This window comes from Salmonella sp. SAL04196 (assembly GCF_046550835.1).
In the GTDB taxonomy this organism is placed as follows: domain Bacteria; phylum Pseudomonadota; class Gammaproteobacteria; order Enterobacterales; family Enterobacteriaceae; genus Salmonella; species Salmonella enterica.
In genome coordinates this window covers 1-20,101 of record NZ_JBGDXE010000004.1, presented here as the reverse complement: position 1 = coordinate 20,101, position 20,101 = coordinate 1, and the positions used below count along the sequence as shown (strand labels likewise).

Genomic DNA, 20,101 nt, shown 5'->3' with positions numbered 1-20,101 from the left:
GATAAGCGTAGCGTATCCGGCAGCCGGTCTTAACCTTTTGTATCCCGTAGCCGCTTACTCAGCCAGATACCGTGATGCGGACGCTGACGCCAGGCCATCGACGAAATGGTGTGCATGGTGTTCAGATGGCCAATGATGCGCTGTAAATGTTGTTCCAGAGTGCTCAATAAGCCATGTGACGGCATGTCCGGCGACTCCAGAATATTGACATCGCCGGAGCCGCCTGGCCTGTCGTACTCCAGGCGCTGCTGGCAGCGCTGAATCGCAATCTCGCAAGATTCCAGATAGCGCTGCGCCAGATCCGGCGTCAGCATGGTGTGTTCCCGCGCCAGCGTCGTCATGGCGTTGATATGCTCGACAATAAACTGGCTGTGCGTGACCCACAGTTTCATATCCGACAGATAGTGGGTATTGAACCCGGGTTCCTGCATTGCCTGATTTAACGAGTTGAATAACGTGTTATGCGCCTGGTTGACCCGCATTCTTTGATAAGCGAGCGGGGTGGCCTGCGGATCGTTACTGAGGATCAGTCGGATAGCTTCTTGATCGGCTTCCAGCGCATCATGGGCGTTTTTACGTAATAGCCCGCTTTGCCATTGCGGCCACAGCCAGACCATGCCGCCAAAGGCAATTAAACAGCCAATCAGCGTATCGATCAGCCTCGGCACAATAAACTGCTCTCCGTTTAATGTCAGTAACTGGATGGTGTATACCGCCGTCACCGTAAAGCCGACCGTCGCCCAGCCGTAGTTTTTACGAATAATCAGATAACTTGCCAGCGTTAGTACCAGCATGACCGCCAGCGTAATGCTTTCGGGAATATGTAAGTGCAGCGTGACGCCGGCAATCACCAGGCCGACCAGCGTTCCGACCGAACGGTGTAGAATACGTACGCGCGTCGCGCCATAGCCGTTTTGGGTGACAAACAGCACTGTCATGAGGATCCAGTACGGTTTAGGCAGGTGCAACGCGCTGCCCATCAGACTGGCGATGCTCATCATCACGCTGATGCGTCCGGCGTTGCGTAGCGCCGGCGATTTAAGCGACATATAATTTTTCAGCGCCGGAAGTAGCGGCAGACGACGCTGTTTATCGGCCATCAGGTCGCGGGCGTACAGCGGTCGCTGAGTACGCAGCACACGGGCGATTCGACTGAAGTGCCAATAGCAGAACTGGCCTACCGGATTTTCAGGATGCTGATTGGCGATCTTCTCCAGAGCGCCAATCTGTTTTTCCATGGAGAAGCGCGTCGGCAGACGATGATAAAGAATGTCATCCGCCAGCACGCGCAGGCGGGCGGCGACCGTTTGCGCATTCCAGCGAATCACCTCTTCCGCATGGCTGCGTTCTACCAGTTTCTGTACCTCTTCCGGCTGATGCAAGCTGACGGAGATGTGCTCCTGCAAATCCATCGCTTCCTGAAAAGCCCGTAGTAGACGCTTGTAATCATTATTGTTGTGCGCCGAAAGCATATGCATCTGTTGGTAACACTGGGTAATGAGATCGACCGCTTTTTGCTGGCGTATCAGCAGGGGAGGCAGCGCTTTTTCCGGATCGATATGTTGGGTGAGCAGGCTGTATTTCGCTTCACAATAATCGGCCAGTTCACGGTATAACAAACTCAATGACTCGCGCAGCGGCTGTTCGCGCCATAGCCAGAACCAAAACCAGTTAAACACGCCGTACCATAGCGTGCCCAGCGCATAAATGAGCAGCGGCTCCCAGACGGGCATGTATCCCGCAAGACTCAGGGTAAAGATGGCGGCAATCAGCGACGCTGGCAGTAGCCGCGCGTGAAGCGGGCTAATTTCCGCCGTCACGCCAAGCACCAGCGTGAGCCCGGTCAGGATCAACGGCAGGGGGATGGATTCCGCCAGCAGAAGTTGCGTTACCAGACTGCATCCGGCGAACAGCGACGCGCCGATGATCAGGCGTTTAAAAAAGCGTTTGTGCGGGGTATCCAGACCTGCAATGTTGCAGCAGGCGGGAACGAGAGAGAAAAGCAAGCCCAGGTGTAGTTGGCCTATCAATAAACCGACAGCCACAGGCAGGCACAGCACCAGCGTTTGCCGTAGTGCGTAATTAATCTCTGGGTGATAAATCAGTCTTCGCCACATCGATGCAAACAAAAATGGCGCATGATAAAACGCGCCATTCTGACGGAATTAACGGGTGCCGTAGACGACGATGGTCTTGCCATGCGCGGAGATCAGGTTTTGATCTTCCAGCATTTTCAAAATACGACCAACGGTTTCGCGGGAGCAGCCGACGATCTGGCCGATTTCCTGACGGGTGATTTTGATCTGCATCCCATCCGGGTGCGTCATGGCATCGGGCTGTTTCGCCAGATTCAGCAGCGTCTGAGCGATACGCCCGGTGACGTCAAGGAAGGCGAGGTTACCTACTTTTTCAGAGGTGACTTGTAAGCGACGAGCCATCTGGGAAGAGAGGCGCATCAGAATATCCGGGTTGACCTGGATTAATTGGCGAAATTTTTTGTAGGAAATTTCAGCGACCTCACATGCGGTTTTCGCACGTACCCAGGCGCTGCGTTCCTGACCTTCTTCAAACAGGCCCAGTTCACCAATAAAATCACCCTGATTCAGATAAGAAAGGATCATTTCTTTCCCTTCCTCATCTTTGATCAGCACTGCCACGGAGCCTTTAACGATGTAGTACAGCGTTTCTGCTTTTTCACCCTGGTGAATCAGCGTGCTCTTTGACGGGTACTTATGAATGTGGCAATGAGACAAGAACCATTCAAGAGTCGGGTCTGTTTGCGGTTTGCCAAGCACCATGCGCGGTTATCCTCTGTTATAAGCTGTCTCCAGAGCCAGAAAACGGCACTGTCTCTGGGGTTGCAAAAATATACTTCCCGCTACCTGGGAAGGGGGCTACGAAAATAGATTGTAGCCTGTAATGTGATGTCCTCTGCATACATGCAGTACGTCAATGTATTACTGTAGCATCTTGTCTGTTTTAGCATAGCTTTCGCCGTGTGTCTCCTGGTGTCTCGCTTCAGCATGACCCAGGTCGCCTTCCATTGCGACTTTTGTTGTATGCGCGTAATCTTTCAGGAAAATTGAAACATTGGAGTTACGAAATATGCAAGCGCGTGTAAAGTGGGTTGAAGGGCTCACGTTCCTCGGAGAGTCCTCCTCCGGCCACCAGATTTTAATGGATGGCAACTCCGGTGACAAAGCGCCGAGTCCGATGGAGATGGTATTAATGGCGGCTGGCGGATGTAGCGCTATTGATGTGGTATCAATCCTGCAAAAGGGCCGTCAGAATGTCACCAACTGCGAAGTGAAGCTGACATCCGAGCGCCGGGAAGACGCGCCGCGCCTGTTTACGCACATTAATCTGCATTTTATCGTTACCGGCAGCGATCTGAAAGAGGCTGCCGTCGCGCGCGCTGTCGATCTCTCCGCGGAAAAATATTGCTCGGTGGCGCTAATGCTGGAAAAAGCGGTCAATATTACCCATTCGTATGAAGTGATTGCGGCGTAACATGTGATGCCGGATGGCGGCGTGGCTTTATCCGGCCTACCCGTTTTTATCTCGTAGGCCCGATAAGCGTAGCGCCATCGGGCATTTCACCGCGGTTATTCGATTTTTTTGCCTTCCATTAATCGCTGCACCAGCGGCAACATAATCAGCTCCATCGCCAGCCCCATTTTGCCGCCCGGCACCACTAATGTATTAATGTGAGAAATGAACGAGCCCTGGAGCATCGCCAGAAGCCAGGGAAAATCGATCCCTTCCAGATTGCGGAAATGGATCACCACAAAACTCTCATCCAGCGAGGGAATATCCTTTGCGGCGAACGGATTGGACGTGTCGACGGTCGGCACGCGCTGGAAGTTAATATGGGTACGCGAGAACTGCGGCGTAATGTAATTGATGTAGTCGTCCATGGAACGCACCACGGAATCCATCACCGCTTCACGGGAGTGTCCGCGCTCGCTGGTGTCGCGGATTAGTTTCTGAATCCACTCGAGGTTGACGATAGGCACCACGCCAACCAACAGATCAACATGACGCGCGACATCATGTTGCGGGGTGACGACGCCGCCGTGCAGTCCTTCATAAAACAGCACATCGGTCGGTTCGGGAAGCGGCTGCCAGGGGGTAAACGTGCCGGGAACCTGATTCCACGGTACGGCTTCATCATAGGTATGCAGATATTTACGCGACTGGCCTTTACCCGTCTGCCCGTACTCAATAAAAGTATGTTCCAGTAGGCTGAAGTCATTGGCTTCAGGCCCGAAATAGCTGATATGCCGCCCGGCGTCACGCGCTTTGCGGATCGCCATGTCCATTTCCGGGCGGGTGTAACGATGAAAACTGTCGCCTTCCACCTCGGCGGCGTGCAGATTTAACTGCGCGAAAATTTTACGAAACGCGAGGCTGGTGGTGGTGGTCCCCGCGCCGCTTGACCCTGTTACTGCTATCACCGGATGTTTGGCTGACATGGCAACTCCATGATTGAGCTTTAGTAATAATGTATTGTCGGCAAAGGCGTTTTATTCGCGAAACTGCTTTTTCGGCATAATATTGACCGTTTCATGTAATTCAGACCATACCAGCACGGCCTCGCCGGATTGCAGTTGGCGTTTTACGTCAGCGACTTTTTGTTCAAGCGAACGTTCATGTTCACCATAATCGGTGCCTTCGCGCAACACAAAGCTTTCGATCAGGTTGTCCAGCGTGTCGGGGGCCAGCCCCTGCCAGGGAATGATCATGATGACGCCTCCAGGTATGTTGTCAGCCAGTCAGGAATTCGGCGTTCCAGCCACATTTCAGGGCGCAGCGGCGTACCGCCGATAAATCCTACGTGTCCGCCATGCTCAGTCAGCTGATACTCCACCTGCGGGGGCAGATCTTCCGCTTTAGGGATCACATGATGATCCATAAACGGATCGTCTTTAGCGTGAATAATCAGCGTCGGTTTAGCAATCTGGTTAAGCAACGGCATGGCGCTACACTGACGATAGTAGTCGATGGCGTCGGCAAAGCCGTGAATTTTCGCGGTGATCAGGTCGTCAAACTCGCGAATGCGGCGCATTGATTTCAGTTGCGCCAGATTCACCGGCAGCGAACCGGGATACGCCGCCAGCTTGCGTGACGCATTCGCTTTTAACAGATTAAGCAAATAACGCTGATAGACGCGGGAAAACCCTTTGTCCATGTGGTAGCTACAGGCTTCGAGAACAAAGGGCGCAGAAACAATCACCGCCGCCTCGATGGGAATATCGCGGCCTTCTTTCGCCAGCAGGCACGCCAGCATATTACCGCCGAGCGAATAGCCCACGGCGGCTGTCGGAACGGCGCCGAGCTCCCGCTGTAGCCAGCGTAAAAACCAGGCTCCGTCCTCCGTTTCACCGGAGTGGTAAATACGATTCAGACGGTTGGGTTCGCCGCTACAGCCGCGAAAGTGCATCACCACGCCCAGCCAGCCGCGCTTTTGCGCCGCCTCAATCAGCCCGTGGGCATAGGGGCTGTTCAGGCTGCCTTCCAGACCGTGAAAGACCACCAGCCGCGGTTTATGCTTTGCCTGTTGCGGTTCTTCGCTCCATGCCAGATCGACAAAATCGCCGTCCGGTAGCTCCAGCCGCTGCCAGTGGGCGTTGAACTTCACTTTGCGGCGGATTAAGCGCGGCAGCATAGTTTGTAAATGGCGATTACGAATGCCACGCATGGGAATAAATTCATGAGAGTCATTGACAGGCGGGGTCATTTCTGTGGACGTGATCTCAACCATAGCACCAGAACAATTGATAATTGGAAACAATACTATACCGCGCATAAGGTTCACAGATTAGTCAATATGTGATTTTCCGTTCAATTGGTCGTCTGGCGAAATAAAATTGCGCCTCATTTCACCAGAGGGGGCGGTATGCAAGGCGCGCGCAATACCCCACAGAAATCGCGTGAACCCCTGCATCAGCCGAATTAATCGTGGTAGTGTGGCAACACGATAGTTATGCGACTCAAGGAGAAGGCATGTCGAAGACACTTTTACAGATCCATTTTAACTTTAGCGGCCCTTTTGGCGAGGAGATGACCCAGCAACTGGTCGGGCTGGCGGAGTCTATCAATGAGGAGCCGGGCTTCATCTGGAAAATCTGGACAGAAAGCGAGAAAAACCAGCAAGCTGGCGGCATTTACTTGTTTGAATCCGAAGAAACGGCGCAGGCTTATATTAAAAAACACACTGCGCGTCTGAAAAATCTTGGCGTTGATGAGGTGACGTTTAAATTATTTGGCGTGAACGACGCGCTGACGAAAATAAATCACGGCAACCTTTGCCGCTAAATCACATAACGCAGGCTTCTGTTCCGGTGCTGCCGACCGCAACGGTAATCTTTATACCGGGACGAGTACCGAAGAGGCCTTTATGGACGAACAGCGGACAACGAACGTTCTTTTCCAGCGTGTGCAGCGCCTCGGCGGTGCGGGCGATGTTACCTTTCTCCACAAACATCATGAAGATGGTGAGCTTGCGGAAGGTAATGTCATCGGTGATTGACAGGTTCATCGTCCGCCCCGCGCGTTAGTCGTTCTGCATCATTTGCTCAAGCTGCTCCTGCGCCTCAAGCCATGCCATTTCACATTCTTCCAGCCCGGATTTGGCGCTGGCCTGCTGTTGCAGACACTCGGTCATCTCCGCTTTACGGCTGGGGTCATACAGGCTGCTGTCGCCGAGCTTCTCTTCCGCCTGCGCTAACTGGGCGTTGAGCTTTTCCATCTCTTTTTCCAGACGGGTAATCTCTTTACGCAGCGGCTGCGTCAGAGTGCGTAGCTCGGCTTCGCGACGCTTCTGATCTTTGCGTGACTGGGCGCTGTTGGCGTTGTTTTCCTTCGGCGCGTCGTCGGCCTGGTTTTCCTGCTTCTGCACATCGCTCAACCACTGCTGATAATCTTCCAGGTCGCCGTCGAACGGTTCGACCTTTTTGTCGTGAACCAGATAGAGGTCGTCAGTGGTGGAGCGAATCAGGTGGCGGTCGTGCGACACGACGACCAATGCGCCTTCGAAATCAATCAGCGCTTCGGTGAGCGCCTGACGCATGTCGAGATCCAGGTGGTTGGTCGGTTCATCGAGCAGCAGCAGATTTGGACGCTGCCAGACGATCAGCGCCAGCACCAGGCGCGCTTTCTCGCCGCCGGAGAAACGTTGCGTCTCTTCCGTTACTTTGTCGCCCTGGAAGCCGAAGCCGCCGAGATAGTCGCGCAGCTTCTGCTCCAGTTCCTGCGGCGCCAGACGCGCCATATGCTGCAACGGGGATTCATCGGCGCGCAGGAACTCCAGTTGGTGCTGGGCGAAGTAGCCGAGCTTAATGCCTTTGGCGAGGCCAATTTCACCGTGCAACGGTTCCAGTTCGCCCGCCAGCAGCTTGATCAGCGTCGATTTCCCCGCGCCGTTGCGGCCCAGCAGGCCGATACGCGAGCCGGGCACCAGGTTCAGCTTGATGGATTCCAGAATGATGCGATCGCCATAACCTGCGCTGACTTTTTCCATCTTCAGCAGCGGGTTCGGCAGGCTTTCCGGCGCGCGGAAGCTGAAATGGAACGGGTTGTCGACATGAGCTGGCGCAATCAGCTCCATACGCTCCAGCATCTTGATACGGCTTTGTGCCTGCTTGGCCTTGGTCGCTTTGGCGCGGAAACGGTCGATGTAGCTTTGCAGATGCGCCACACGCTCCTGCTGGCTCTCATACATCGCCTGCTGTTGCGCCAGGCGCGTGGCGCGCTGAACTTCAAACGCGCTGTAGTTGCCGGTGTACTCGAACAGAGTCTGCTGTTCGATATGGATAATTTTATCCACTATCGGGTCAAGAAAATCGCGATCGTGGGAGATCAGAAGCAGGGTGCCTGGATAGCTCTTCAGCCATTTTTCCAGCCAGATAACGGCATCCAGATCGAGGTGGTTGGTCGGTTCGTCGAGCAGCAGTAAATCGGAACGGCAAATCAACGCCTGGGCCAGGTTAAGGCGCATCCGCCAGCCGCCGGAAAAGTCGCTGACCGGACGTTCCAGCTGATCGTTAGAGAAGCCGAGACCGTGTAGCAGGCTGGCGGCGCGCGAACGAACGGTCCATGCGTCGATGGCGTCCAGCTTGCCATGTATGGAGGCGATAGCATGTCCGTCGTTACGTTCGTTGGCGTCGTTAAGCTGCGCCTCCAGATGCCGGTATTCACGGTCGCCGTCAATGACATACTCAATCGCTGGCTGAGGCAACGCAGGTGTTTCCTGATTCACCCACGCTAATTGCCAGGTTCCGGGCAGGGTAAAACTCCCGGCATCGGCGCTGATTTCATTTTTTAGCAATGCCAGCAGGGTAGATTTACCGCAGCCGTTTTTACCCACCAGGCCGACTTTCTGGCCTGGATTAATGGTAGCCGAGGCATTGTCCAGTAGGACGCGCACGCCGCGACGAATTTGTAACGAGGAGAAAACAATCATAAGGCGCCGTATGTTCAGACTATGTTAATTTATCATTATGATAATGTAATATTCGGGCGTACCGCCGCGCTGGAGCGCAATGGTAGCTCAAAACAACAACGATACACAAAATCATTCAGGCCGCCTTTGGTGAGGGACAAGAATATCTCTCATTAATCCCCAGCGGCGGACATAGAGTACGTTCCTGAGTTGAACAAACGCTGTCAACGTAGAAGCGGCCCGAAGAATGGCATGTATCGACCCAAAACAACCGGGAGGGGGATTGATGTCTCAGCCAGCGAAAGTCTTGCTGTTGTATGCCCATCCGGAATCTCAGGACTCGGTTGCTAACCGGGTACTGCTTAAACCGGCCATACAGCACAATAACGTAACCGTGCACGATCTTTACGCGCGCTATCCTGATTTTTTTATCGACACGCCCTATGAACAAGCCCTGTTACGTGAGCACGACGTCATTGTTTTTCAGCATCCCCTTTACACCTATAGCTGTCCGGCTTTACTGAAAGAATGGCTTGATCGCGTTTTGAGTCGGGGGTTCGCCAGCGGACCAGGGGGAAACCAACTGGTGGGAAAGTACTGGCGTAGCGTGATTACGACCGGCGAGCCGGAGAGCGCTTACCGGTATGACGCGCTAAACCGCTATCCAATGAGCGATGTACTGCGCCCCTTTGAATTGACCGCGGCCATGTGCCGGATGCACTGGATGCCGCCCATTATTGTGTACTGGGCGCGGCGCCAGTCGCCGCAGACGCTGGCCAGTCATGCGAAAGCCTATGGCGAGTGGCTGGCGAATCCTGTGAGCGCGGGAGGCTATTGATGGAAGGTGCTGATTTATTGACAGCGGGAGTGTTGTTTCTCTTCGCGGCGGTGGCGGCGGTGCCGCTGGCGGCCAGGCTGGGCATCGGCGCGGTGCTAGGGTATTTGCTGGCGGGAATCGCCATCGGTCCGTGGGGGCTGGGATTTATCAGCGACGTTGACGAGATCCTGCACTTTTCCGAACTGGGCGTCGTGTTTCTGATGTTTATCATTGGTCTCGAACTCAATCCGTCCCGGCTTTGGCAACTACGGCGCTCTATCTTCGGCGTCGGCGCTGCTCAGGTGCTGTTAAGCGCGGCGGTGCTGGCGGGGTTATTGATGCTTGCTGATTTCTTATGGCAGGCGGCGGTCGTCGGCGGGATTGGCCTGGCGATGTCTTCGACGGCGATGGCGCTACAACTGATGCGCGAGAAAGGCATGAACCGTAGCGAGTCCGGGCAGTTAGGGTTTTCCGTCTTACTGTTTCAGGATTTAGCGGTGATCCCCGCACTGGCGTTGGTGCCTTTATTGGCGGGATCGGCCGACGAGCATTTCGACTGGTTTAAAGTGGCAATGAAGGTATTGGCCTTCGCGGTAATGCTGATTGGCGGTCGTTACCTGTTGCGCCCGGTATTTCGTTTTATTGCTGCGTCCGGCGTGCGGGAGGTCTTCACTGCCGCGACGTTGTTGCTGGTGTTGAGCGCCGCCTTATTTATGGACGCGCTGGGACTGTCGATGGCCCTGGGAACCTTCATTGCCGGCGTTTTACTGGCAGAGAGCGAATACCGGCATGAGCTGGAAAACGCTATCGATCCCTTTAAAGGTTTACTGCTTGGGCTGTTCTTTATCTCCGTCGGTATGTCGCTAAATCTCGGCGTACTTTATACCCATTTACTGTGGGTGGCGGCGAGCGTTGTTATTCTGGTCGTCATAAAAATGCTGACGCTGTATCTGCTGGCGCGGCTATATGGAATAAGAAGTTCTGAACGGATGCAGTTTGCCAGCGTGCTGAGTCAGGGGGGCGAGTTCGCTTTTGTGCTCTTTTCTACCGCCTCTTCTCAGCGCCTGTTTCAGGGCGATCAGATGGCGTTATTATTGGTGACTGTCACGTTATCAATGATGACCACGCCGCTACTGATGAAAGGGATTGATAAGTGGTTATCGCGCCGCCTTAATGGCCCGGAAGAGAATGATGAAAAGCCGTGGGTTGAGGATGATAAGCCCCAGGTAATTGTCGTCGGCTTTGGCCGTTTTGGTCAGGTGATCGCTCGCTTATTGATGGCGAATAAGATGCGTATCACCGTGCTGGAACGCGATATCGGCGCCGTTAATCTGATGCGCAAATATGGTTATAAAGTGTATTACGGCGACGCTACACAAGTCGAGCTGCTGCGTTCTGCGGGCGCGGAGGCGGCGGAGTCGATAGTCATCACGTGTAATGAACCGGAAGACACGATGAAGCTGGTGGCGCTGTGTCAGCAGCATTTTCCTCATCTGCATATTCTTGCGCGAGCGCGTGGACGTGTGGAGGCCCATGAGTTATTACAGGCTGGCGTCACGCAGTTTTCCCGTGAAACGTTTTCCAGCGCGCTGGAATTGGGACGTAAAACTCTGGTGTCGTTAGGTATGCATCCGCATCAGGCGCAACGCGCGCAGTTGCATTTTCGTCGGCTGGATATGCGAATGTTGCGGGAACTGATCCCGGAGCATAGCGACATGGTACAGATTTCGCGCGCCAGAGAGGCCCGACGCGAACTGGAGGAGATTTTTCAGCGCGAAATGCAACAGGAACGGCGCCAGTTGGATGGCTGGGATGAATTTGAGTAGAGGTGAACAATGGCAATCCGTAAACGTTTTATTGCAGGCGCGAAATGTCCGGCCTGTCAGGCGCAGGATACAATGGCGATGTGGCGTGAAAATAATGTCGATATTGTTGAATGCGTTAAGTGCGGGCATCAAATGCGGGAAGCGGATAAAGACGTTCGCGAGCATGTTCGCAAAGAAGAGCAAGTGATCGGGATTTTTCATCCGGACTAGCGATATGCCGCAGGTTTTTTTAAGCTAAGGGGTACACGGCTGCAGAATTCCGCTACAATCTGCGCCACTATTCTTCCCATGCTCAGGAGATATCATGAAAGTAGCAAAAGACCTGGTGGTCAGCCTGGCCTATCAGGTACGTACAGAAGACGGTGTGTTGGTTGATGAGTCTCCGGTGAGTGCGCCGCTGGATTACCTGCACGGTCACGGCTCCCTGATCTCTGGTCTGGAAACCGCGCTGGAAGGCCATGAAGTCGGCGACAAATTTGATGTCGCTGTTGGCGCGAACGACGCTTACGGCCAGTATGACGAAAATCTGGTGCAGCGTGTGCCTAAAGACGTCTTTATGGGCGTTGATGAACTGCAGGTAGGGATGCGTTTCCTGGCGGAAACCGACCAGGGCCCGGTACCGGTAGAGATTACCGAAGTGGAAGACGATCACGTTGTGGTTGATGGTAACCACATGCTGGCGGGCCAGAATCTGAAATTTAACGTCGAAGTTGTTGCGATTCGTGAAGCGACTGAAGAAGAACTGGCTCACGGCCATGTTCACGGCGCGCACGATCACCACCACGATCACGGTGAAGACGGCTGCTGTGGCGGTCATGGTCATGACCATGGTCACGAGCACGGCGGCGAAGGCTGCTGCGGTGGCGGTGGTAAAGGCGGCTGCGGTTGCCATTAATCCCCGTCGTCTTTCAAGCCACCGCGGTGTTGGCTACGCTTTCAAACCCCGGTCACATAGTTATCTATGCTCCCGGGGAATTTTCAAGCTTGCCGCCTTGCTGTGACTCGAAATCCTTAGGGTATTATCATTGGTTCGATAAATCATCGGGCACAAAAAAGCGGGTTATCCCCGCTTTTTTTTCGTCTCAATAATGCGGCGGCGGCGTTTCTTCTGCCTGAGAGGCGATATTTGACGGCTGACTGGCTTTTAACTTTTCCGTGAGCAAACGCAGATGATCGCGCAGCTTCGCCATCTCCATTTCATGTGCGGTTACCGTCAGGTTTAGTTCTTCTATGGTAATCTCCTGGAACGCCAGACGGCTTTCCAGTTCAGCCAGACGAGCTTCCATCGTGATATCCTGCATGATGTACCTCTTTATGTTGTCTCCGTCGGCGGATTCTACTTAACTTTACCGGCTTTCACAGCAACCATTACGCGCACTACGAAACTAATTTAAACAAAAAGAGTCTGAAAAGAAGTGATAATAGGGCGTGTTCGTATGTTGATTTGTTCTGCAACGATTTATAGTACGCTTCTTACGTAAGTTAACATGGGGCGAGATGCCCCGGCCCTGGAGATATGGATGAAATCACTGTTTAAAGCCACGCTGCTGGCAACTACGATGGCCGTTGCTATGCACGCACCGATCACTTTTGCTGCTGATGCGGCGAAACCGGCAGCTACCGCTGATAGCAAAGCAGCATTTAAAAACGACGACCAAAAAGCGGCTTATGCGCTGGGCGCCTCGCTGGGTCGTTACATGGAAAATTCGCTTAAAGAGCAGGAAAAGTTGGGCATCAAACTGGATAAAGATCAGTTGATTGCCGGCGTTCAGGATGCCTTTGCCGATAAGAGCAAACTGTCCGATCAGGAAATTGAGCAAACGCTGCAGACGTTTGAAGCACGTGTGAAGAGCGCTGCTCAGGCGAAGATGGAAAAAGACGCTGCCGATAACGAAGCAAAAGGTAAAACGTTCCGCGACGCTTTTGCTAAAGAGAAAGGCGTGAAAACCTCCTCTACCGGTCTGCTTTACAAAGTAGAGAAAGAAGGCACAGGCGAGGCGCCGAAAGATAGCGATACCGTTGTGGTGAACTACAAAGGTACGCTGATCGACGGTAAAGAGTTTGATAACTCTTACACGCGCGGCGAACCGCTCTCCTTCCGTCTGGACGGCGTTATCCCTGGCTGGACTGAAGGCCTGAAAAATATTAAGAAAGGCGGCAAGATCAAGCTGGTTATCCCACCGGCGCTGGCCTACGGTAAAACGGGCGTTCCGGGTATCCCGGCGAACTCCACCCTGGTATTCGACGTAGAGCTGCTGGATATCAAACCAGCGCCGAAAGCGGATGCTAAACCTGCCGATGCGGCTGACGCTAAAGCCGCAGATGCTGCTAAAAAATAAAAACTGAGAGCCGCCGCTTGTAATAGCGGCGGTTTTTTTGTCTATGGAAAACCCCCAGCTAGGCTGGGGGTTCCGGAAAGCTTTCAGCTTTAAGTCAGTTATTAAAACCCCTTTTGATTTGTTAAAACATCTTGCGGTCTGGCAACTGCAAAAGTTCAACAAGAAATCAAAAGGGGGTCCCAATGGGGGACGAAAAGAGCTTAGCGCACACCCGATGGAACTGTAAATATCACATAGTTTTCGCGCCCAAATACCGAAGACAAGCGTTCTATGGAGAGAAGCGAAGGGCAGTAGGCAGCATATTAAGAAAATTGTGTGAATGGAAAAACGTACGAATTCTGGAAGCGGAATGTTGTGCAGATCATATTCACATGCTTCTGGAGATCCCGCCGAAGATGAGTGTGTCGAGCTTCATGGGATATCTGAATGGTAAAAGTAGTCTGATGCTTTACGAGCAGTTTGGGGATCTAAAATTCAAATACAGGAACAGGGAGTTCTGGTGCAGAGGGTGCTATGTCGATACGGTGGGTAAGAACACGGCGAAGATACAGGACTACATAAAGCACCAGCTTGAAGAGGATAAAATGGGTGAGCAATTATCGATCCCTTATCCGGGCAGCCCGTTTACGGGCCGTAAGTAACGAAATTTGATGCAAATGTCAGATCGTATGCGCCTGTTAGGGCGCGGCTGGTAAGAGAGCCTTACAGGCGCATCTGAAAAACCTCCGGCTATGCCGGAGGATATTTATTTATGCAGGCCGGATATATTACTCACCATAATTTGATTTGCGGATAACGGCGCTTGTGCTGGTCGTTAAGGGCGAGACCGTAGGCTGAATGACCGCCAACGCGCACGTAGTCTGAAATAGACGAGCAAATTAGTACTGGAAAGATGAACCCTCACTGTATTAATTTAATCATCCGCGTAAATAATGAGCCTGCCCTGAAAACATAACGACAGGCTCCTGAAAAGGAGTGTTTTTTTTCATGTCCAGGTCGCTTTTAACCAACGAAACCAGTGAACTTGATTTGCTGGATCAGCGTCCCTTCGAGCAAACCGACTTCGATATTCTGAAATCCTACGAAGCGGTAGTGGACGGGTTAGCGATGCTTATAGGTTCCCATTGTGAAATCGTATTGCACTCTTTGCAGGATCTAAAATGTTCAGCCATTCGTATTGCCAATGGCGAACATACGGGCCGTAAAATTGGCTCGCCGATTACCGACCTGGCGTTGCGCATGTTGCACGACATGACAGGGGCGGACAGTAGCGTGTCGAAATGCTATTTCACGCGCGCGAAAAGCGGTGTCTTGATGAAGTCGTTGACGATTGCCATTCGCAACCGCGAGCAGCGCGTCATTGGTCTACTGTGCATCAACATGAATCTTGATGTGCCATTTTCACAGATTATGAATACCTTTATTCCGCCGGAAACGCCGGAAGTCGGCTCAGCGGTTAATTTTGCCTCCTCAGTCGAAGATTTAGTCACCCAGACGCTGGAGTTCACGATCGAAGAAGTGAATGCCGATCGTAATGTCTCTAACAACGCGAAAAATCGTCAGATCGTCCTTAACCTGTACGAAAAAGGCATTTTCGATATTAAAGACGCCATTAACCAGGTAGCCGATCGTCTGAATATCTCAAAACACACGGTTTACCTCTATATTCGCCAGTTCAAAAGCGGCGATTTTCAGGGGCAGGATAAATAATGCGTTATGCCATTATGGTCACCGGGCCGGCATATGGCACCCAGCAGGCCAGCAGCGCATTGCAGTTCGCCCACGCGCTGCTCAATGAGGGGCATGAGTTAGCCAGCGTCTTTTTCTATCGGGAAGGTGTCTATAACGCCAATCTCCTGACCTCGCCGGCGAGCGATGAATATGATCTGGTACGCGCCTGGCAGAAATTGAATACGCAGCATGGCGTAGCGCTGAACATCTGTGTCGCGGCGGCGCTTCGTCGCGGTATTATTGATGAAACTGAAGCTGGCAGACTGGCGTTGCCGTCCGCCAATCTTCAGCCGGGCTTTACGCTAAGCGGACTGGGCGCGCTGGCGGAGGCATCTCTCACCTGCGATCGGGTGGTGCAGTTTTAATGAAACGTATTGCATTTGTCTTTTCCACCGCGCCGCACGGCAGCGCCTCAGGCCGTGAAGGACTGGATGCGCTGCTGGCGACGTCAGCGCTAACGGAAGCGCTGGGCGTCTTTTTTATCAGCGACGGCGTCTTTCAGTTATTACCGGGACAAAAACCAGACGCTGTGCTGGCGCGTGATTATATTGCTACTTTCAAGCTCTTTGATTTGTACGATATTGATCAATGCTGGATCTGCGCGGCATCGCTGCGCGAGCGTGGTCTGGAAAACGTTAATTTTGTGGTAGACGCCACGCCGCTGGAACCCGTGGCGCTACGCCGCGAGCTTGGCAACTATGATGTCATCCTGAGATTCTGAGTCGTTTATGCTGCATACCTTACCTCATTGCGCTTCGAGCGTTGATTTTCCCGCTTTGCTGCGCCTGCTAAAAGAGGGCGATGCGCTTTTGTTGCTCCAGGATGGCGTTACCGTCGCGATTGAAGGTAACCGCTACCTTGAAAGTCTGCGCGATGCCCCCATAACGGTCTATGCCTTGAAAGAAGACATTGACGCCCGCGGCCTGGGTGGTCAAATTTCAGACAGTGTCGTCAGGGTTGACTATACTGAGTTTGTCAGACTCACGGTTAAGTATGCCAACCAGATGGCCTGGTGATGGCGGGATCGTTGTATATTTCTTGACACCTTTTCGACACCGCCCTAAAATTCGGCGTCCTCATATTGTGTGAGGGCGTTTTATTACGTGTTTACGAAGCAAAAGCTAAAACCAGGAGCTATTTAATGGCAACAGTTAACCAGCTGGTACGCAAACCACGTGCTCGCAAAGTTGCGAAAAGCAACGTGCCTGCGCTGGAAGCATGTCCGCAAAAACGTGGCGTATGTACTCGTGTATATACTACCACTCCTAAAAAACCGAACTCCGCACTGCGTAAAGTTTGCCGTGTTCGTCTGACTAACGGTTTTGAAGTGACTTCCTACATCGGTGGTGAAGGTCACAACCTGCAGGAGCACTCCGTGATCCTGATCCGTGGCGGTCGTGTTAAAGACCTCCCGGGTGTTCGTTACCACACCGTTCGTGGCGCGCTTGACTGCTCCGGCGTTAAAGACCGTAAGCAAGCTCGTTCTAAGTACGGCGTGAAGCGTCCTAAGGCTTAATGGTTCTCCGTTAAGTAAGGCCAAACGTTTTAAATTAATGTCAAACTAAACTCGTAGAGTTTTGGACAATCCTGAATTAACAACGGAGTATTTCCATGCCACGTCGTCGCGTCATTGGTCAGCGTAAAATTCTGCCGGATCCGAAGTTCGGATCAGAACTGCTGGCTAAATTTGTCAATATCCTGATGGTAGATGGTAAAAAATCTACTGCAGAATCAATCGTATACAGCGCGCTGGAGACCCTGGCTCAGCGTTCTGGTAAATCTGAACTGGAAGCTTTCGAAGTCGCTCTCGAAAACGTTCGCCCGACTGTAGAAGTTAAATCCCGCCGTGTAGGTGGTTCTACTTATCAGGTACCAGTTGAAGTCCGTCCGGTCCGTCGTAATGCTCTGGCAATGCGTTGGATCGTAGAAGCTGCTCGTAAACGCGGTGATAAATCCATGGCTCTGCGCCTGGCGAACGAACTTTCTGACGCTGCAGACAACAAAGGTACTGCAGTTAAGAAACGTGAAGACGTTCACCGTATGGCAGAAGCCAACAAGGCGTTCGCACACTACCGTTGGTAATCCCTTCGGAGTCATAGTCACCAGGCGGGCGCTTCAGGTAAGTCGCCCGTTTTGGATAACTTAACTGAACGCCTAAAGATATCAACGAGGAATCAAATGGCTCGTACAACACCCATCGCACGCTACCGTAATATCGGTATCAGTGCGCACATCGACGCCGGTAAAACCACTACTACCGAACGTATTCTGTTCTACACCGGTGTAAACCACAAAATCGGTGAAGTTCATGACGGCGCAGCTACCATGGACTGGATGGAGCAGGAGCAGGAGCGTGGTATTACTATCACCTCCGCAGCGACTACTGCATTCTGGTCTGGTATGGCTAAGCAGTATGAACCGCATCGCATCAACATCATCGACACCCCGGGGCACGTTGACTTCACTATCGAAGTAGAACGTTCCATGCGTGTTCTCGATGGTGCGGTAATGGTTTACTGCGCAGTTGGTGGTGTTCAGCCGCAGTCTGAAACCGTATGGCGTCAGGCAAACAAATACAAAGTTCCGCGTATTGCGTTCGTTAACAAAATGGACCGCATGGGCGCGAACTTCCTGAAAGTTGTTGGTCAGATCAAAACCCGTCTGGGCGCGAACCCGGTTCCGCTGCAGCTGGCAATTGGTGCTGAAGAAGGTTTCACCGGCGTTGTTGACCTGGTGAAAATGAAAGCCATCAACTGGAACGATGCCGACCAGGGCGTTACCTTCGAATACGAAGATATCCCGGCTGACATGCAGGACCTGGCTAACGAATGGCACCAGAACCTGATCGAGTCCGCCGCAGAAGCTTCTGAAGAGCTGATGGAAAAATACCTGGGTGGTGAAGAACTGACTGAAGAAGAGATCAAACAAGCTCTGCGTCAGCGCGTTCTGAACAACGAAATCATCCTGGTAACCTGTGGTTCTGCATTCAAGAACAAAGGTGTTCAGGCGATGCTGGATGCGGTAATTGATTACCTGCCATCCCCGGTAGACGTACCTGCGATCAACGGTATTCTGGACGACGGTAAAGATACTCCGGCTGAGCGTCACGCAAGCGACGACGAGCCGTTCTCTGCGCTGGCGTTCAAAATCGCTACCGACCCGTTTGTGGGTAACCTGACCTTCTTCCGTGTGTACTCCGGTGTGGTTAACTCTGGTGATACCGTACTGAACTCCGTGAAAACCGCACGTGAGCGTTTCGGTCGTATCGTTCAGATGCACGCCAACAAACGTGAAGAGATCAAAGAAGTTCGCGCGGGCGACATCGCGGCTGCTATCGGCCTGAAAGACGTGACTACCGGTGACACCCTGTGTGATCCGGAAAACCCGATCATTCTGGAACGTATGGAATTCCCTGAGCCGGTAATCTCCATCGCGGTAGAACCGAAAACCAAAGCTGACCAGGAAAAAATGGGTCTGGCTCTGGGCCGTCTGGCGAAAGAAGACCCGTCATTCCGCGTATGGACTGACGAAGAATCTAACCAGACCATCATCGCTGGTATGGGTGAACTTCACCTGGATATCATCGTTGACCGTATGAAGCGTGAATTCAACGTTGAAGCTAACGTGGGTAAACCTCAGGTTGCTTACCGCGAAGCGATTCGCGCGAAAGTTACCGACATCGAAGGTAAACACGCGAAACAGTCTGGTGGTCGCGGTCAGTATGGTCATGTTGTTATCGACATGTACCCGCTGGAGCCGGGCTCTAACCCGAAAGGTTACGAGTTCATCAACGACATCAAAGGTGGTGTAATTCCTGGCGAATACATCCCGGCCGTTGATAAAGGCATCCAGGAGCAGCTGAAGTCTGGCCCGCTGGCGGGTTATCCGGTAGTTGATCTCGGTGTGCGTCTGCACTTCGGTTCTTACCATGACGTTGACTCCTCTGAGCTGGCGTTTAAACTGGCTGCGTCTATCGCCTTTAAAGAAGGCTTTAAGAAAGCAAAACCAGTTCTGCTTGAGCCGATCATGAAGGTTGAAGTAGAAACACCTGAAGAGAATACCGGTGACGTTATCGGCGACCTTAGCCGCCGTCGTGGTATGCTCAAAGGTCAGGAATCTGAAGTTACAGGCGTTAAGATCCACGCTGAAGTACCGCTGTCTGAAATGTTCGGATATGCAACTCAGCTGCGTTCTCTGACCAAAGGTCGCGCATCGTACACTATGGAATTCCTGAAGTATGATGATGCGCCGAACAACGTTGCTCAGGCCGTAATCGAAGCCCGTGGTAAATAAGCCGCAGGGTTAAAAACCAAAATCCCGTGCTCTCTCCTGAAGGGGAGAGCGCTATAGTAAGGAATATAGCCGTGTCTAAAGAAAAATTTGAACGTACAAAACCGCACGTTAACGTCGGCACCATCGGCCACGTTGACCACGGTAAAACTACCCTGACCGCTGCAATCACCACCGTACTGGCTAAAACCTACGGCGGTGCTGCTCGTGCATTCGACCAGATCGATAACGCTCCGGAAGAAAAAGCGCGTGGTATCACCATCAACACTTCTCACGTTGAATACGATACCCCGACCCGCCACTACGCACACGTAGACTGCCCGGGGCACGCCGACTATGTTAAAAACATGATCACCGGTGCTGCTCAGATGGACGGCGCGATCCTGGTTGTTGCTGCGACTGACGGCCCGATGCCGCAGACCCGTGAGCACATCCTGCTGGGTCGTCAGGTAGGCGTTCCGTACATCATCGTGTTCCTGAACAAATGCGACATGGTTGATGACGAAGAGCTGCTGGAACTGGTTGAAATGGAAGTTCGTGAACTTCTGTCTCAGTACGACTTCCCGGGCGACGACACTCCGATCGTTCGTGGTTCTGCTCTGAAAGCGCTGGAAGGCGACGCAGAGTGGGAAGCGAAAATCATCGAACTGGCTGG

The 20,101-nt window shown here is 52.7% G+C and carries 24 protein-coding genes; 16 read left to right on the top strand and 8 right to left on the bottom strand.

The window, feature by feature from the left end:
* Positions 1-29: 29 nt before the first annotated feature.
* On the bottom strand, positions 30-2,117 hold the full coding sequence (locus ACLJPE_RS15275; protein ID WP_000269311.1) for a YccS/YhfK family putative transporter: 2,088 nt from the start codon (positions 2,115-2,117) through the stop codon (positions 30-32).
* Positions 2,118-2,165: 48 nt separating this feature from the next.
* Positions 2,166-2,798, bottom strand: coding sequence for a cAMP-activated global transcriptional regulator CRP (gene crp, locus ACLJPE_RS15270; protein ID WP_000242758.1), 633 nt, complete (start codon positions 2,796-2,798; stop codon positions 2,166-2,168).
* A gap of 307 nt (positions 2,799-3,105) precedes the next feature.
* Between crp and ACLJPE_RS15265 the strand changes: the two genes are divergently transcribed.
* Entirely contained in the window at positions 3,106-3,510 is a 405-nt protein-coding gene (locus tag ACLJPE_RS15265; protein WP_001148919.1) for an OsmC family protein, read from the top strand.
* 95 nt (positions 3,511-3,605) lie between these two features.
* Here ACLJPE_RS15265 and ACLJPE_RS15260 read toward each other — a convergent pair whose 3' ends face one another.
* The 3 genes from ACLJPE_RS15260 to ACLJPE_RS15250 are packed head-to-tail and all read right to left on the bottom strand — an operon-like array spanning position 3,606 to position 5,809.
* A complete protein-coding gene (locus ACLJPE_RS15260) occupies positions 3,606-4,475 on the bottom strand; it encodes a phosphoribulokinase (protein ID WP_039513586.1) in 870 nt (289 codons plus the stop codon).
* Between the two features lie 51 nt (positions 4,476-4,526).
* Entirely contained in the window at positions 4,527-4,745 is a 219-nt protein-coding gene (locus ACLJPE_RS15255; RefSeq protein ID WP_000586568.1) for a YheU family protein, read from the bottom strand.
* A complete protein-coding gene (locus tag ACLJPE_RS15250; protein ID WP_001214117.1) occupies positions 4,742-5,809 on the bottom strand; it encodes a hydrolase in 1,068 nt (355 codons plus the stop codon). Before ACLJPE_RS15250 ends, ACLJPE_RS15255 begins: the two co-directional genes overlap by 4 nt.
* A gap of 197 nt (positions 5,810-6,006) precedes the next feature.
* Here ACLJPE_RS15250 and ACLJPE_RS15245 point away from each other — a divergent pair, with 197 nt between their 5' ends.
* A complete protein-coding gene (locus ACLJPE_RS15245; RefSeq protein WP_000047689.1) occupies positions 6,007-6,318 on the top strand; it encodes a monooxygenase in 312 nt (103 codons plus the stop codon).
* Between the two features lies 1 nt (position 6,319).
* On the opposite strand, the gene ACLJPE_RS15240 is transcribed toward ACLJPE_RS15245, so the two are convergent.
* Entirely contained in the window at positions 6,320-6,541 is a 222-nt protein-coding gene (locus ACLJPE_RS15240) for a LysR family transcriptional regulator (protein WP_039513590.1), read from the bottom strand.
* A gap of 15 nt (positions 6,542-6,556) precedes the next feature.
* On the bottom strand, positions 6,557-8,464 hold the full coding sequence (locus ACLJPE_RS15235) for an ABC transporter ATP-binding protein (RefSeq protein ID WP_039513594.1): 1,908 nt from the start codon (positions 8,462-8,464) through the stop codon (positions 6,557-6,559).
* 265 nt (positions 8,465-8,729) lie between these two features.
* Between ACLJPE_RS15235 and kefG the strand changes: the two genes are divergently transcribed.
* The 4 genes from kefG to slyD all read left to right on the top strand — a co-directional run bounded on the left by kefG (position 8,730) and on the right by slyD (position 11,981).
* A complete protein-coding gene (kefG, locus tag ACLJPE_RS15230) occupies positions 8,730-9,281 on the top strand; it encodes a glutathione-regulated potassium-efflux system ancillary protein KefG (RefSeq protein ID WP_000081820.1) in 552 nt (183 codons plus the stop codon).
* Positions 9,281-11,086, top strand: a complete 1,806-nt coding sequence (kefB, locus tag ACLJPE_RS15225) for a glutathione-regulated potassium-efflux system protein KefB (RefSeq protein WP_000398133.1) — start codon at positions 9,281-9,283, stop codon at positions 11,084-11,086. The genes kefG and kefB overlap by 1 nt, the downstream gene beginning before the upstream one ends.
* Positions 11,087-11,095: 9 nt before the next feature.
* Complete coding sequence (locus ACLJPE_RS15220; RefSeq protein ID WP_001007735.1) at positions 11,096-11,296, top strand: YheV family putative zinc ribbon protein; 201 nt, start codon at positions 11,096-11,098, stop codon at positions 11,294-11,296.
* 94 nt (positions 11,297-11,390) lie between these two features.
* Positions 11,391-11,981 carry a peptidylprolyl isomerase gene (gene slyD, locus ACLJPE_RS15215; protein WP_000861341.1) on the top strand — a complete coding sequence of 197 codons (591 nt, stop codon included), beginning with the start codon at positions 11,391-11,393 and terminating at the stop codon, positions 11,979-11,981.
* A gap of 187 nt (positions 11,982-12,168) precedes the next feature.
* On the opposite strand, the gene ACLJPE_RS15210 is transcribed toward slyD, so the two are convergent.
* Positions 12,169-12,387 carry a protein SlyX gene (locus ACLJPE_RS15210; protein ID WP_001152701.1) on the bottom strand — a complete coding sequence of 73 codons (219 nt, stop codon included), beginning with the start codon at positions 12,385-12,387 and terminating at the stop codon, positions 12,169-12,171.
* Between the two features lie 219 nt (positions 12,388-12,606).
* Between ACLJPE_RS15210 and fkpA the strand changes: the two genes are divergently transcribed.
* From fkpA to ACLJPE_RS15160, 10 genes are all read left to right on the top strand, one after another.
* Positions 12,607-13,425 carry an FKBP-type peptidyl-prolyl cis-trans isomerase gene (fkpA, locus tag ACLJPE_RS15205; RefSeq protein ID WP_000838225.1) on the top strand — a complete coding sequence of 273 codons (819 nt, stop codon included), beginning with the start codon at positions 12,607-12,609 and terminating at the stop codon, positions 13,423-13,425.
* A 182-nt stretch (positions 13,426-13,607) separates the two neighbouring features.
* The gene (gene tnpA, locus ACLJPE_RS15200) at positions 13,608-14,066 is read left to right on the top strand and encodes an IS200/IS605-like element IS200F family transposase (protein ID WP_052905122.1); all 459 of its coding nucleotides are present in this window, start codon (positions 13,608-13,610) and stop codon (positions 14,064-14,066) included.
* Between the two features lie 346 nt (positions 14,067-14,412).
* Positions 14,413-15,135 (top strand): transcriptional regulator, encoded by a 723-nt coding sequence (locus ACLJPE_RS15195; RefSeq protein ID WP_000091471.1) that lies wholly within the window; start codon positions 14,413-14,415, stop codon positions 15,133-15,135.
* Positions 15,135-15,521, top strand: coding sequence for a sulfurtransferase complex subunit TusD (tusD, locus tag ACLJPE_RS15190; RefSeq protein WP_001268010.1), 387 nt, complete (start codon positions 15,135-15,137; stop codon positions 15,519-15,521). The genes ACLJPE_RS15195 and tusD overlap by 1 nt, the downstream gene beginning before the upstream one ends.
* Positions 15,521-15,877, top strand: a complete 357-nt coding sequence (gene tusC, locus ACLJPE_RS15185; protein WP_000820705.1) for a sulfurtransferase complex subunit TusC — start codon at positions 15,521-15,523, stop codon at positions 15,875-15,877. The genes tusD and tusC overlap by 1 nt, the downstream gene beginning before the upstream one ends.
* A 7-nt stretch (positions 15,878-15,884) precedes the next feature.
* Positions 15,885-16,172 carry a sulfurtransferase complex subunit TusB gene (gene tusB / locus ACLJPE_RS15180; RefSeq protein ID WP_000903402.1) on the top strand — a complete coding sequence of 96 codons (288 nt, stop codon included), beginning with the start codon at positions 15,885-15,887 and terminating at the stop codon, positions 16,170-16,172.
* A gap of 125 nt (positions 16,173-16,297) precedes the next feature.
* A complete protein-coding gene (gene rpsL, locus ACLJPE_RS15175; protein WP_000246815.1) occupies positions 16,298-16,672 on the top strand; it encodes a 30S ribosomal protein S12 in 375 nt (124 codons plus the stop codon).
* 95 nt (positions 16,673-16,767) lie between these two features.
* On the top strand, positions 16,768-17,238 hold the full coding sequence (rpsG, locus tag ACLJPE_RS15170; protein ID WP_001138042.1) for a 30S ribosomal protein S7: 471 nt from the start codon (positions 16,768-16,770) through the stop codon (positions 17,236-17,238).
* Between the two features lie 96 nt (positions 17,239-17,334).
* On the top strand, positions 17,335-19,449 hold the full coding sequence (fusA, locus tag ACLJPE_RS15165; RefSeq protein WP_000124693.1) for an elongation factor G: 2,115 nt from the start codon (positions 17,335-17,337) through the stop codon (positions 19,447-19,449).
* Positions 19,450-19,520: 71 nt separating this feature from the next.
* On the top strand, positions 19,521-20,101 hold a 581-nt coding region (locus ACLJPE_RS15160), incomplete at its 3' end, for a GTP-binding protein (protein ID WP_072194561.1).